Annotated in this window: 10 protein-coding genes and 1 tRNA gene; 4 read left to right on the top strand and 7 right to left on the bottom strand. The window is 42.6% G+C overall.

The features are described from left to right. Positions 1–343 precede the first annotated feature (343 nt). Positions 344–1,921, top strand: coding sequence for a peptide chain release factor 3 (locus L0M98_RS02815; protein ID WP_186975665.1), 1,578 nt, complete (start codon positions 344–346; stop codon positions 1,919–1,921). A 12-nt stretch (positions 1,922–1,933) separates the two neighbouring features. Continuing rightward, positions 1,934–2,242, top strand: a complete 309-nt coding sequence (locus tag L0M98_RS02820; RefSeq protein WP_186975666.1) for a DUF3784 domain-containing protein — start codon at positions 1,934–1,936, stop codon at positions 2,240–2,242. 10 nt (positions 2,243–2,252) lie between these two features. Here L0M98_RS02820 and L0M98_RS02825 read toward each other — a convergent pair whose 3' ends face one another. Together L0M98_RS02825 and L0M98_RS02830 are read right to left on the bottom strand one after the other, a co-directional pair. Beyond that, on the bottom strand, positions 2,253–2,876 hold the full coding sequence (locus L0M98_RS02825; RefSeq protein ID WP_227214890.1) for a DUF4923 family protein: 624 nt from the start codon (positions 2,874–2,876) through the stop codon (positions 2,253–2,255). Between the two features lie 184 nt (positions 2,877–3,060). Beyond that, positions 3,061–3,133, bottom strand: a tRNA-Thr gene (locus L0M98_RS02830). 181 nt (positions 3,134–3,314) lie between these two features. Here L0M98_RS02830 and L0M98_RS02835 point away from each other — a divergent pair. Together L0M98_RS02835 and L0M98_RS02840 are read left to right on the top strand one after the other, a co-directional pair. Next, the gene (locus tag L0M98_RS02835) at positions 3,315–3,824 is read left to right on the top strand and encodes a phosphatase PAP2 family protein (RefSeq protein ID WP_227214892.1); all 510 of its coding nucleotides are present in this window, start codon (positions 3,315–3,317) and stop codon (positions 3,822–3,824) included. Between the two features lie 114 nt (positions 3,825–3,938). Beyond that, complete coding sequence (locus L0M98_RS02840) at positions 3,939–6,770, top strand: TonB-dependent receptor (protein ID WP_099292740.1); 2,832 nt, start codon at positions 3,939–3,941, stop codon at positions 6,768–6,770. Between the two features lie 43 nt (positions 6,771–6,813). Here the strand turns inward: L0M98_RS02840 and L0M98_RS02845 are convergent, their stop codons facing one another. The 5 genes from L0M98_RS02845 to lgt form a co-directional block, all read right to left on the bottom strand. Continuing rightward, positions 6,814–9,393, bottom strand: a complete 2,580-nt coding sequence (locus L0M98_RS02845) for a beta-mannosidase (protein ID WP_227214893.1) — start codon at positions 9,391–9,393, stop codon at positions 6,814–6,816. Further along, positions 9,386–11,020, bottom strand: a complete 1,635-nt coding sequence (locus tag L0M98_RS02850) for a beta-N-acetylhexosaminidase (RefSeq protein ID WP_227214894.1) — start codon at positions 11,018–11,020, stop codon at positions 9,386–9,388. The genes L0M98_RS02845 and L0M98_RS02850 overlap by 8 nt, the downstream gene beginning before the upstream one ends. A gap of 61 nt (positions 11,021–11,081) precedes the next feature. Continuing rightward, positions 11,082–13,181: a KamA family radical SAM protein gene (locus tag L0M98_RS02855; RefSeq protein ID WP_227214896.1), complete on the bottom strand. Its 2,100-nt coding sequence runs from the start codon at positions 13,179–13,181 to the stop codon at positions 11,082–11,084. A 232-nt stretch (positions 13,182–13,413) separates the two neighbouring features. Next, positions 13,414–13,866: a nucleoside deaminase gene (locus L0M98_RS02860; RefSeq protein ID WP_370645572.1), complete on the bottom strand. Its 453-nt coding sequence runs from the start codon at positions 13,864–13,866 to the stop codon at positions 13,414–13,416. A 38-nt stretch (positions 13,867–13,904) separates the two neighbouring features. After that, positions 13,905–14,741 (bottom strand): prolipoprotein diacylglyceryl transferase, encoded by an 837-nt coding sequence (gene lgt, locus L0M98_RS02865; RefSeq protein WP_099292750.1) that lies wholly within the window; start codon positions 14,739–14,741, stop codon positions 13,905–13,907. Between the last annotated feature and the right edge of the window lie 9 nt (positions 14,742–14,750).

Below are 14,750 nucleotides of genomic sequence, written 5' to 3' on the forward strand. Positions count from 1 at the left end.
AAGTATCCTTTTTCTCCGGTATTTAAGTTAAAATAAGCCATATAAGATATACAAAATATAAATATCATTTGTAGTTGGTTTATACCATCTCCTATTCAACTCCCATTCAACTCCTATTCATCCCCTATTCATCCCCTATTCCAAAGGTAGAATAATAGAAAATTAATTGAAATTGAATAAAATTTGATAACTACGAGATACATTATATCAATACAAATAATAACAAGAAGATTATTGAACACGCCAGAAACTTACCTCATCTCCCCACGCACCCCGGGTATAAATTTAAAATTTATTTCTATCTTTGCACCCGCAAAAATAAAATCTAAAATCATCAAGACAAATGGGTTTCAAGGAAGAGATTTTGAAAAGACGGACATTCGGTATTGTCAGCCACCCGGACGCGGGTAAAACTACATTAACGGAAAAACTATTGTTATTCGGGGGTGCTATCCATATAGCGGGTGCCGTAAAATCAAACAAGATTAAGAAAACGGCAACTTCCGACTTCATGGAAATAGAACGCCAGAGAGGAATCTCGGTTGCCACATCCGTTATGGGTTTTGAATACAAAGACGTTAAAATCAATATTCTTGACACTCCCGGCCATCAAGATTTCGCCGAAGATACTTTCCGGGTACTGACGGCTTGCGACAGCGTAATTATCGTGATTGACTCCGCTAAAGGTGTCGAGAGCCAAACCCGCAAACTCATGCAAGTATGCCGGATGCGTAAAACCCCGGTCATCGTGTTTATCAACAAACTCGACCGCCCGGGACAGGACCCGTTCGACCTGTTGGATGAAATAGAAAAAGAACTTCAAATTCAAGTAACCCCTCTGAGCTGGCCTATCGGCAACGGAGACGTCTTCAAGGGTATATACAATATACACAAAGAAAACTTGTGCCTTTACTCCGCCAGCGTGCAGACCATACAAGACGGGATTGAAATTAACGATATAGATTCCGATGAACTGGATAGCCATATCGGTGAAAGATCAGCCTCCAAACTGCGTGAAGATTTGGAACTTGTGCGTGAAGTCTACCCCGCCGCAGACAGGGAAGCCTACCTGCAGGGGCAACTGGCACCCGTGTTTTTCGGTTCTGCCTTGAACAATTTCGGTATCCGGGAAATGCTGGATTGTTTTATCGAAATAGCACCTACACCCCTCCCGCGTGAAACAGAGGAACGTATCGTGTCGCCGGAAGAAGAGAAATTTACCGGTTTCGTCTTTAAAATACACGCCAACATGGACCCGAACCACCGTGACCGTATCGCTTTCGTGAAAGTTTGTTCCGGTACATTCAAACGTAACACGAATTACCTCCACGTGGGATTAGGTAAAAACCTTAAATTCTCGACTCCGACTGCATTCATGGCTTCCAAGAAATCTATTATCGACGAGGCTTATCCCGGTGACATCGTCGGGCTGCATGACACGGGAAACTTCAAAATCGGCGATACCCTCACGGAAGGAGAAAAACTACATTTCAAGGGAATACCCAGTTTCTCGCCGGAATTATTCAAGTATATCGAGAATGCCGATCCCATGAAATCAAAACAACTGGCAAAAGGCATCGACCAACTAATGGATGAAGGTGTCGCCCAGCTTTTTGTCAACCAGTTCAACAACCGGAAGATCATCGGAACAGTGGGTGCCCTTCAGTTTGAAGTCATCGAATATCGTTTGCTTCACGAGTATAGTGCGGCTTGTCGCTGGGAACCGATCAACCTCTACAAGGCTTGCTGGATTGAAGCATTGGACGACAAGGAACTGGAAGATTTCAAGCTTCATAAAGCACAGTATCTTGCCAAGGACAAATGGGGACGGGACGTGTTTCTTGCCGAATCGCAATACATGCTCCAAATGGCACAAAGCAATTATAAAAAGTTAATATTCCACTTTACCTCGGAATTTTAAAACAAGAAAAAGATGATTGTTTTGATTTGTGTTATTGCCATTTTTTTAATTCTCGCTATTTTACTGTTATGCGGTAAAGGAGCGTTCCTTATCGCCGGGTATAACACAATGACAAAAGAAGAAAAGGAAAAGTATGATTCCAAAGCACTTTGTAAAAGTACAGGAAAACTCATACTTTCCCTTGTTCTCTGCATGTTATTTATTCTTGCCGCCGATATTTTTAATCTATCGTATTTAAGCCTAACCGGAGGCATTGGTATTCCTCTCTGTATTATTTTTTATCTCATACATACTCGAGGTGGAGAAAAGTTCCGCAAATAAATTTCCAAATTTATTTTTTCATCTCGAATCCCAGAAGCATCCCGTCATACCCTTCCAGTAAAGACGACAAGGATGAAGACGAATCGGACTTTTTCATCATCGACGACAACACCTTGACAAACTTCATCAACCCGTCGACATTAAAAAGCATCGAAATCTGCTCTCCCGATTTTGCCAATTGCACTTCAGTCCGCTTCACGGTGAAAGCGTTTCCCAACTTGTAACTCAATACAAGTACCTTATTTTTCTCGTCTAAAGAATAAGTTCCCTTCAACGTCTTCTTCCCGATAACATTCGTGAAAGTACTGTCACTGTTAAACGTGTACGAGAACTTACCGGGAACGATGCCCGCTTTCGTGTAAACCGTCGTGATTTTCTTTTCCAAGGCGGAAGACATGAGCGTCCCTCCCACCTCTTTCAATTTGTCATCGCTCGTCATCTTGCAAGCGGGTTCCACGTAATTCCAATTCCCTTGCAAATCAGAAAACTTAATCACGTTTCCCGTGAGCGTATTCACCACATCCTTTACCGTGGAAGAATTCAAAATATCTTTCCACGACTGGGCATTTCCATTCTTTGCCCCCAACAAAACACAACAAGTCAATAGACTCAAAAATAATCTTCCTTTTTTCATAAACACAAGTAAATACGTATAAATTAGTATATTCAGACCTAAAAATCCATATAATTCTCAGATACAAATGTAATAAATTTACTTGTCACACGAAAATACACCAGTATTTGGATTATTCCAAAGTAGGAATTAATACAAAAATAAAAGAGAGATTGCTTTCAACATAAACAATCTCTCTTTCGTGAGCCAATTTGGGGACTCGAACCCCAGACCTACGCATTACGAATGCGTTGCTCTACCAGCTGAGCTAAATTGGCGATAACGGCTGCAAATGTACGACTATTTTTGAAATTTGGAAATGATAAATCATTTTTTTTCGACTTCTTGTCGCACATTTTTTTATACATTCGCGGTGAGTTTTTAATAATCAACAAGATGAAACAACAGCCTTTCGCGAAAAAAAAATCACTCTGTCTATTTTGTAGCCTATTTTTTCTCTTGAATATAATATTCATCCCTCGTCTATCAGCCCAAAAGAAAGCGATAGAAACTTCCGGTGATATCATTTACTACGCGACTCCTGTCGCTTGCCTAGCAACAACATTATTGAAAAAAGACTACCAAGGCACTAAACAATTCGTCTTTTCCGCCGTGACCGCCGTGGGAGTAAGTTATATTCTAAAACATACCATTCGGAAAAAACGACCCGACGGCAGCGATCATCACGCTTTTCCATCAGGACACGCGACAGTTACTTTTCAAGGAGCCTCATTTATACAACGGCGTTACGGCTGGAAATTCGGAATCCCCGCCTATCTCCTTTCGGGATACGTGGCTTGGACCAGAACTCATTGTGACCGACATGACTGGTGGGACATTCTATGCGGGGCTGCCATCGGTGTCGGAAGTAGCTACATATTCACTAAGCCATACGGAAGGAACAGTATCTCCCTCTCTCCCACGATTATCGAAAAACGACCGGGAATACACGCTTGTATCACTTTCTAACAAACTTCTAAATTATTTGTTAAAACAGTATTTAAAGAAATCATAAACCCGCCTTTTATTATGGCTGTTCCATAATATTATATCTATTTTTGTTTAAAATAGAAAAGAAAAATCATGCTACACCATATTTTCAAAATAGCCTTTATTTTACTGATGACCGTTAGTCCCGTGTCACTACTGGCTCAAACGCAGGTAAGGGATACGGTAAGAAAAGATACTGTCAAACAACAGGAAAAGAAAACCGTCGTACACACGATTAAAGGTGTTATCGTCGGGGATTCGGATGACGATACATTACCGGGAGCCCATATATACTTGGGAGCCGAAAAGAAACCTACCACGGTAACGGACGCCATGGGCGAATTCACGCTAAAGGATATACCGGCAGGGGAAGTAATCGTTACCGCCTCTTATGTCGGATTCAGACCCACGACCAAAAAATATCTGGTAAAAGCGGATACAAACGTGGGGATTATTAAACTTTTACCGGAAGAACTGGATGAAGTTGTTATCACGGCAAAACCGCCTCTTATCATCCAAAGAGGCGATACAACCGAATTTAACGCGGCAGCCGTGAAAGTCCCGGAAGACGCGGAACTGGAAGATTTATTAAAAAAATTACCGGGGTTTGAACTCGTGGACGGCAAACTCATGGCAAACGGGGAAGAAGTCAAACGCATCTATATTGACGGCACGGAATATTTCCTTGATAACCCGATGGCAGCCCTACAAACCTTACCGGCAAATATCGTTTCTAAAATCAAGATGTTTGACGGGAAAAGTGAGGAAGCGAATTTCTCCGGTTACAATGACGGTAAGAAATTCCGCTCTTTGAATATTGAAACCAAGAATCCGGATCAATTAAAAATATTCGGTAAAGCCGGATTAGGTTACGGCATATCGGATGATGTCGAAGATTCTTTCAAAAACAACAACTACAATCTGGACGCAAACGCGAACGCGTTCAATCGTAAACGCAGATTCTCTATCCGGGGAAGTTTGCGTAACACGAATCAAGGTTCGGATTTACCTAACGCCTCTTACAAGGGAAAAGGGGGACATAACAGGGGTAAAAACTTCGGCATGGACTTTTTCAATACTTTCAAAAAAGGTCTGGAACTAACCGGCGGTTATAGTGGTAGCGATAACGAATCCTACTCTGCCAGTTCTACCCGACAGGATTATTTCCCATCAGAAAGTTACCAAAGTAAAATTTACGAGAACGAGAATCACTCTTGGTCCGAGAGTTCCAGCCATAGCGTCAATACCCGCTTCAGTTATGAAATCAGTGAAAAAGACAGGATCAGCTTCTCCCCGTCATTCTCGTTACGCAAATCGGATAGCCGCTCCATCAGATTGGGAAATAGTATTCAAGACGGTGATACATTAAATATCACAAATGCCAAAAGCCAAAACCATAACGATTCTTATTCTTTCGGTGGAAATTTCTCGTGGATGCATGGGTTTGCCAAAAGAGGACGGACATTAACGATAAACGGAAATATAAATGTCAGTGACACGAAAAGCGACGGGATCCAACAAGACAGTAGTATTATCAACAAAAGAGATACTTTGCGTAACCTGATCAACAGTACAAAAAGTTTTTCAAATTCATTAACAGGTTCCGTATCCTATTCCGAACCTTTGACCGAACACGCCCGTTTATCTTTCAATTACTCGTTAAGTTACAGTCAGGACGAATCGGATAAAGAGAGTATATCTTATAAAGACGCTCTTTTTACCGAAATCATAGGTATTGACACCTCTCTCACGAACAAAATCAGTAATACCAGAATAAATAACAGTATCGGGGTCAATTACAACTATTACAAAGAAAAATTCTCGTTCAACGGGGGTGGTTCCATTAATTTATCCAGTGAAGAAAACAAATACGAGTATTTAAACGCCCCGGATTCACTCGTGAAAAATAATTACTTGAATCTTTCTCCTCAATTCAATTTCAACTATTCTCTGACAGAAAGAAGCAATTTAAACTTTAGCTATAATGGAAATACAAGTTCACCCAGTGCAAGTCAACTGCAAGATGTATTGGACGTCAGTGATCAGTTAAGTGTATCCAAAGGTAATCCCGATTTGAAAAAAACATTTTCACAATCAGCCTCTCTCAGTTTCAGCAGTTCAAAAATTTCAGAAGAAAAATTCAACTTTCTAAATGTAGGGCTTAATTTCAATAACTCGTTCAATAATATAGCCACCGCTACCCAATTTATCGAAAACGATACGGTTATCAATGGTTACGAGATATTGCGCGGAGCCCGGCTTTCCACGCCTATAAACTTAAATGGTCAATGGAGTATTTCCATGAATTCCAGTTACTCGTTCGGGATCAACGCTCTCAAATTAAGATTAAGCCCCTCCTTATCTTACAGTTATTCCAGAAGCCCGTCGATCTACGATAATATCAAGAATATTACCAATTCACACAGGGCCTCATTCAATCTAGGGATCACGAGTAATGTTTCAGAAAACTTGGATTACAATATTCGATCTTCGACCTCTTACACTTCTTCAACAAGCACGACAACGGAAGGGTCCAGTTCTTTCAGTCAATCCGTCAACGCTAACGTTAAATGGGTATTCTGGAAAGAATTCATTCTCGCCGGAGATTATTCTTATAGCTACACGCTAAGTAAAAAAGGCGGGAATATCAACCAATCCAATAGCATGTTAAACATGGAGATCGGGAAGAAATTCTTAAAACGGAAACAACTTCAAGTAAGATTCAAAGCAATGGATTTATTGCGCCAAAGGAATTTATTGAATTACAGCATCCAAGACCTTTACACGCAAACCAGATACAGTACAAATACCCAGAATTATTACATGCTGACGATATCTTACCGCTTTAACACGATGGGAAGTAAAAAAGCCGATAGAAAAAGAGCAGGAGAAAACTCTCCCCCGGGATATTTCGGAGAATTTTAATAAAAAACAAGAGCCATGTTCAAAAATACACGGCTCTTATTTTTTATCGTAGATAACGGTACTGTATCCGTCTTTCAATCTCCGCAAGAGGAATATCTGTCTTCACGTTTATTTTATACGTCCGTCCCGGCAGTATATCGATATAATTATCCGAAAAGAAAGCCGTACTATCCGGCAAAACAAACATCACGTTACATGCCAATTTATCTGCCGTTACCAAAATATACTTTTGCTTCCCCTCTTCCCGAGCCAGAATCGACAATTCCGGTTCTTGGGGCAAATTCAAATCTTTATGATACTCGAAATACACGCTTTTCTCATCCACGTTCTTTCCTCCCGCTGTCAAACGAACCACGGCAAAGACATCCTTTCCACTAGCCCCCCGAAGTAAAAAAGAACGCTTCATACCCGTTAAAACAGTTGATGTATTAGCCGGAATTTCAACATTGGACTTCTCCGAATAGATAATTTTCCCCGAGAAATCCATCACATCAACACTCAATTCAGCTTCCACGGGTTGCAAACGGTCGCTGACAACATACACGAGCATACTGTCATTCCGCCACTTCGGGGCAACAATGATCTCTTTAAAACAATCACGCATCACGTAATGCGCCGCTTTCCACTTGTGGTAATAATCCGTGGTCGACCAACTGGCGACAGGCCAACAATCATTCAATTGCCAAACAAGCGAACCCATGCAGTAAGGCATATTCCGGCGATGCGCCTCGATAGCCATTTTCGTCGAAAGCCCTTGCAAGACGTGCGTCATATAAATAAACTGTTCGAAATCAGTCGGAACCCGGTAATACATTTTCATGTAATCCGAAATACGCCCGTTACCGATATAACTCCGCTGATGTGATTTCATCACGTCCGAGTTAATATCATAATCCTCCGGTAAAGCATAGGTACGTATAGTACTCATTTCCGGGAAAGACTGGAACCCGTATTCACTACAAAAACGAGTAGTCACCTCGTCATAACTCTCCAATGGACGGAAACCGTGCCAAACACCCCAATAATGCTGGTCGCCGGAAGTCGTTCCGTCCAACCCGTGCTGAGTCGGTTCCGGTCCCGCCATAGGGGAAGAAGGCCAGTAATCGCACCCGGGCATATATTCACTCACCACGTGCGGTAATAAATCGTGAAACACGTCATAATAAGCCTTAAACACTGTATCCTGTTGTTCTTTCGTGAATTGCTGTTTCCAACCCCACCCGCCGGGAGAACCGTGACGCCATGCCAACGCATTTTCATTATTACCACACCACAGGGCTATACACGGGTGATTACGTGTCCGCACCACGTTATCAATAGCTTCTTCCCGAACATTATCCAAAAACTCCTTGTTCCCCGGATACATCGCGCAAGCAAACATAAAATCATGCCACACCATAATCCCATACTTGTCACACAATTCAAAGAAAACATCATCCTCGTATATTCCGCCACCCCATATCCGCAACATATTCATGTTAGCATTCGCGGCATCGGAAACCATTTTCTCGTACACCTCTCGATTCGCGCGAGGCAGAAAAACATCATTCGGTATAATATTCGCCCCTTTGGCAAAAACGGGTACACCATTCAATTCAAAACCGAACGATTCGCCCCATTGATCCTTCTTCCGTACCAATTTCAATGATCGCAATCCGGTCGTCACCTCTTTCTCGGCAACAACACCTTCGACACCCGTCACCCGCACTTTAAAAGAATACAAGTTTTGCTCCCCCAAACCGTTACTCCACCACAACCGGGGACTCTCCACCTCAAAAGGCACGGAAACGTTGTTTTCTCCCCGTTCCAAGCTCTTCTTACCGGAAGCCAAGACTCTCCCGTCACTCGTAATCTCAATTTCGACCTCTTGTCCGACATCCGCCTTCACGCGAATATCCGCACTTAAAGTTGCCAACTCCCTCGTGACCTCCGTTTGTTTTATATACACGTCCTCCACTTTCATACCACTCCACGCCTCGATGATAACCGGACGCCATATCCCCGAAGCCACCAAACGAGGTCCCCAATCCCAACCATAATGATAAGGAGCCTTACGGGTGTACACGCTTACCCGATCCTGTCCCATTCCCCCTCTTTCACTTTGATCATTATCTGCCGGCAATCTCAAACCGTAACGCTTCATCTCTTCCAACCCTCTCGCAGTGGGAGAAGCGAGTACAACACGCAATTCATTATCCCCGGCTTTCAATTTACCGGAAACATCAAATTTCCACGTACGGAACATATTATCCGCGGAACCGATACACTCACCGTTCAAGTAAATATCAGCGTACGTATCCAATCCTTTAAAAACAAGATATTGATTTTTCTTGTTTATCAGCTCATCATCAACCGAAAGCTTGGTTCTATATTCCCAATCCTTCTTATCAATCCACTGCAATCCGAGTTCATTCATCCGATAAAAAGGATCTTCTATTCTCCCGTTTGCCAGCAAATCCGTATGCACTGTCCCCGGAACAGTTGCCGGAAGCCAGTCGCCACTATCCTTTTGACGGAATTGCCAACCGGAAGAAACCTCCGTTCTTATCTCCTTCCCCGAAGAGCATCCGAGAATCCCCCCGATGCTACAACAGAAAAAGGCAAACCATAATATCTTATTCATTCGTTTTCGGCTCCTGCAAAATATGTTTGGCAAAATTATATCCCAAGGCGTCATAACGTTGCGTTAACAACTTGGCTCTATTCAAGAAACCTGAATAATCTCTTCGCGCTTGCGAAGTCCAAGCCACCTCTGACAACGCCGCCATACGAGGCAACAACATGTATTGAGCGTGACTGAAAGTCGTGATATACTCTGCCCACAAATTAGCCTGCACACCAATGATTTTTGCTGCCTCCTCGGGAGTCAACCCTTCCGTGGGATCCAAGCTATACACTTTCTCCACGGGTACGTAGCCACCGATACCGAAAGGCTCATCCTCCACCGGTTTCGCTTGGTAATAATCAAAATAAGCGTAATCATTCGGTACCATAATCACCTCGTTCCCCCTCTTCGCTCCGGCTATACCACCGCTCTTACCTCTCCACGACATAACAATAGCTGTCTTGGAAACATCGCCTTCCAAAATTTCATCCCAACCGATAATCCTCTTCCCTTTCGTCTTCAAAAAAGCTTCAATCCGGTGAACCACGTAATTCTGCAACTCGTACTCCTCCTTCATATTCTCCTTTTTCATTCGAGCCTGACATTTCTTACATTTTTTCCACTCGTCCCGCGGGCACTCGTCTCCCCCGATATGAATGATATCAGACGGGAATAACTCGGCAACCTCGGTCAACACCCCTTCCCAAAACTCAAATGTCTTCTCGTTTCCGGGACAAAAAACTTCCGGGAAAACACCCCACATCTGGCAAACCTCGTAAGGACCACCCGTGCATCCCAATTCCGGATAGGTTGCTAACGCAGCCAAAGCATGCCCGGGAAGTTCGATTTCCGGGATAATTGTAATATAGCGGTCAGCCGCGTATTGAATGACATCTTTTATCTCCTCTTGCGTGAAGAAATACGGCCCGTAAGGCTTCCCGTCATATTTTCCGGTATTTTTACCTATCACGGTTTGTTTACGTTGACTGCCTATCCGGGTTAATTCCGGGTATTTTTTAATCTCGATACGCCACCCTTGGTCATCCGTCAAATGCCAATGGAACACGCTCAATTTATGTAACGCCAGCATATCGATAAAAGTCTTCACTTCATCCACCGTGAAAAAATGTCTACAAACATCCAACATCGTACCCCGGTATCCCAAGCGAGGTTCATCTTGAATCCGTACATTCTGGATTCTTATTTTGTTCATTTTTTCCCCTTTCTCTATCCCAACAGGCATCATCTGCCGCAAACTCTGCATGGCGTAAAACACTGCCTTTGAGCTTCCACCTTGAATATGAATAGCATTCTCACTCACGGTCAACTCATAAGCATCAGCTTTCATGGAAGGATCAACAGTAATGTTCACTGCATTACTCTTGGCAGCACCTTTCTCGATCTTTAAAGGTGTCCCGAAAGATTTTTCAGTCAATGTACTAAGGAAAGTACAAGCGGGAGTCAAATCCTCCGCTCCTTGCACAACGTTAATCACCGTTTTCGGGGATAGTTTGAAACCACCATCCTCAACAGCCACACTCTGGGGTTGAGGAATAATATTCACCTCTTGATTAGGTTCTCCGGCACATCCGGCAAGCAAAATAATACACAATACTACGATTGAAACTAAATTGATCTTTTTCATAAACGTATTTTTTAAACACAACAGCCAAGATAGCCTAAAATTTACAAATACGCAATTCTTTTTAAGACTCTATGATCAAATTTGTAAAATCATCCGTGATACCCGTGTATTGCTCCGGATACTCGAACAAAGCAAAGCGGGATTCCGTATGCCCTTCCGAATAATGCCATATAGAAAAATAGTCTTCAATATTCTCTCCTAATTCTTCCAACTGGCGTAAATATGCCGCAATAGATTTATTCTCCACGATGTAAATATCCCCGATATTATCCACACCGGGACTATGTCGACGATTCGCGTCCAAGGAAAAACGTAAAATTCGCTTCCCTTGTTTAGTCAAACCGGCTGTCACAAAAGTCATACTTTTTCCTATCCCCGGCAGATTCATCACGTTCCGGTCGGTAGCCAAGAAGGGTTGACCATATTTCTCTAATAAACGAACCAAACCGGGATTCAGTAATTCCGGACGCTTCAATATATCCAACACCTCTTTCTCCAATTCCGGGGACAAACGACCGTATATTTTTTCTTCCTTTACCTCTTGCATAGAGCGACTGTTCGGGGCAAACAGAGCATAGTTCTCACCAAAGCCTTTCACTGAAAAAGTATAATAAGTCAAAATTCCTATTTTGTTCAATTCCTCCCTCAACCTTGCCGTGTGTCCCCGGCGGGATGCCGCCACGGTAAACACAAGTTGATTCGTTATAATCCATCCGGCATCCAGCAAGCGTCGTACCGCACGTACCACATCTTCCGTGATCTCCAACGGCGATTCAAAATGCGTTTGCACAAAAAATTGTTGTATCCCCGCACGAGTGGCTTTCTCCCGAAAACGTTTCAAGACATCAATCAATCCGTCATCAATCCGACTCGGCAAATACGCCAATAAACGAGAACCCAATCTCACCCGCCGGATTTCGGCATATTTCTCTCCTTTAGTCCGCTCCCTGTTAGCCTCCCGTTTATGAACCGCCATCCGGTAAACGGCATCCAGAATTTTCTCCAACGTCGAATTCTGACTCATCAATGCATCACCTCCCGTGATCAAAATATCCCGTAATTGAGAATCATACTCGTAATAAGTCATCAACCGCTCCATCTTTCTCTCCCATCCTTCTATCGGCTTCAAACGATCCAAGTTAAAATTCAGATGCCCTTTTTGAAAATCATACATCCGTTGGCAAAGAGCGCACAATCCTCCACAAGCACGCCCCATCGAATCCGGAATAAAAATAGCCACTTCCGGGTAACGACGGTGAATATTTGTCGAATTTGGCAATAACCAACCTGCCGCGTTGGGCTTACCGGCTTCCACGACATCCTCTTTCTCCCAAGCCTGAATATGTCCGAAATTCTCTACCAGTTCCCGAGAATAAATCACGTAACTCCGAATCGTGGAATCATCATACCCGTTCTCTTTCACGCTCAACAGGGATAAATAATAAGGCGTCACGAAAAAAGGTATTCCTTTCCGCTTTGCATCATGCAGGATTTGCATCGTTTTGTCAGATAACGTATGATTCAAAAACAGATTCAATTCATCCGGTTCCCGTATTGCCATCGTCAAATGAAATTTATAGTCTTTCCACCATTCGTCTATCAGCCTCATTTTGTCCTCTTCACTCGTTTCTGCGGCAAAACGATAACGGGAATTCATTTTATCCCGTCGCTCTATTTTACGAATTAACAAATAAGATATTCGCTTTCTATTCTCCCGGCGTTCCTCGGCAACATCTTCATCCGTACCCACTTCCCAACGTTCTCTCCAATTCTTGCATTGCTCTTGATCTGACAAAACATCAAAGCTATTTTGAAACTGTTTAAACAAAAAATACCTGTCGATCAAAAAGTCCTGATGCACATCATTATCTTCCCCCCGCAAAGCCTCCCATAACCATTTTATCGGCTCGTACCGGATTTTCTCACCCGTCGAGAAATCATGAATATAACGAGAACGATTCACGAACATGCGAAAAAAACGCCGTATAGAAAGAGGCGAAGGACGTCTGATTAGAGTCGCTCGAATATATTCTTTCAAAAATTGCTCGAAGACTCTCCAATCATCGCTTATCCTTGCGTTATGCAATATACTCGGGAAGTCCTTTTCAAATAAATCTATTAATTCGGTATACGAATATTTCAGTACATTTTTCAGCTCCACGTTCCTCCTATTTCAAAAGTTAAACAAAAACACAACATAAAATGTTGTAGCGTCCGAAAACGCCCTCGAATGCCGAGAAGTGACATGTATTTATACAGAAAGCAAATACCTGAGGTTTACAAATTTAATAAAAAAAGAGAAAAACAGCAAGAAATATTTGGAAATAGGACATAAAAATAGGGCGTATCCTTCTCAAAACACGCCCTATTCATAACTTTATAGAACAGAGATTCTAATACTTGACTTTGTTCTTTTCCTCACGCCAAAGCTCAAATTCCTCCCCGGCACCCTCTTCTTTCTCGTTCACGAACGGGATAAAACGTCGCAAACCATCCAACATGATTTCCTTATAGATAAAAGAATCATCAAATCCGCCTTCAGCCGCATCCTCTTTCGTACAAGCATAATAAACAGCTTTCGGACGAGCCCAATAAATTGCCCCCAAACACATCGGACAAGGCTCACAACTGGAATAGATCTCACATCCTTCCAGTTGAAAGGAATCCAAATTTCTACATGCCTTACGAATAGCATTCACTTCGGCATGAGCTGTCGGATCATTATCCGGTACTACCGTATTCCCGGAAGATGCAATAATCTCCCCGCCTTTCACAACAACAGCCCCAAAAGGACCTCCCGTCCCATTCTTCACATTCTCCACGGCAATTCGAATTGCCTCTTTCATGAATCTTTTATCGTAACCCATATTCACCTAGTCATAAATTACTTCGCTTTCAACGGCGTTTTATTTCTCCATACCATATAGATACCCACAAGGACAAAAGGAATACTCAGCCATTGCCCCATATTCAATGTCATCGAAGCCTCGAAAGCCTCTTGATCCTCTTTCACGAACTCGATAAAGAAACGTGCTGCGAAAATCAAGATCAAAAACATGCCGAATAGAAAACCCTGTTTATCTTTCGCGTTCGTTCTCCAATACAAATGCATTAACACGGCAAAACTGATTAAATAACAAATTGCCTCGTACAACTGAGCCGGATGACGAGGTAATTCCGGATTCTCAATCCCATGCCCGTGGATAAAAATAAAACCCCACGGCAAAGTGGTCGGAAGTCCGACTATTTCCGAATTCATCAAATTCCCCATCCGGATAAAAAAACCGGCAAGAGCAATAGGAATCACGGCACGATCCAATATCCAAAAGATTGATTTTTTACTCACTTTCTTGGAATAATACCATAATCCCGCGATAATACCTATCGCGGCACCATGACTCGCCAACCCTTGGAAACCCGTGAATTTAAACGGACTGAGCTGAAATGGCAAAACAATTTCCAATAAATGGTTCTGATAATATTCCCACCCGTAAAAGAAACAATGTCCCAATCGAGCACCGATCACGGTTGCCACGGCAACATATATCCATAATTTGTCCAACCATTGCTGACTTAATCCCTCTGATTTGAACATCTTCTCTTCTACCTTGTATCCGCAAACAAACGCCAACGCAAACAACAAACCGTAATACCGGATAGAGAAGCCTCCTAAATTAAAAATCTCGGGACTGACATCCCAGTTGATAAATAATGAAACCATAATAATTTT

This window comes from Butyricimonas sp. DFI.6.44 (assembly GCF_022132345.1).
Lineage (GTDB): Bacteria > Bacteroidota > Bacteroidia > Bacteroidales > Marinifilaceae > Butyricimonas > Butyricimonas muris.

Coding starts and splice junctions, on each gene's coding strand:
- L0M98_RS02840 (WP_099292740.1), top strand. CDS start 3,939: ATGCTACACCATATTTTCAAAATAGCCTTTATTTTACTGATGACCGTT.
- lgt (WP_099292750.1), bottom strand. CDS start 14,741: ATGGTTTCATTATTTATCAACTGGGATGTCAGTCCCGAGATTTTTAAT.
- L0M98_RS02845 (WP_227214893.1), bottom strand. CDS start 9,393: ATGAATAAGATATTATGGTTTGCCTTTTTCTGTTGTAGCATCGGGGGG.
- L0M98_RS02825 (WP_227214890.1), bottom strand. CDS start 2,876: ATGAAAAAAGGAAGATTATTTTTGAGTCTATTGACTTGTTGTGTTTTG.
- L0M98_RS02815 (WP_186975665.1), top strand. CDS start 344: ATGGGTTTCAAGGAAGAGATTTTGAAAAGACGGACATTCGGTATTGTC.
- L0M98_RS02850 (WP_227214894.1), bottom strand. CDS start 11,020: ATGAAAAAGATCAATTTAGTTTCAATCGTAGTATTGTGTATTATTTTG.
- L0M98_RS02820 (WP_186975666.1), top strand. CDS start 1,934: ATGATTGTTTTGATTTGTGTTATTGCCATTTTTTTAATTCTCGCTATT.
- L0M98_RS02860 (WP_370645572.1), bottom strand. CDS start 13,866: ATGAAAGAGGCAATTCGAATTGCCGTGGAGAATGTGAAGAATGGGACG.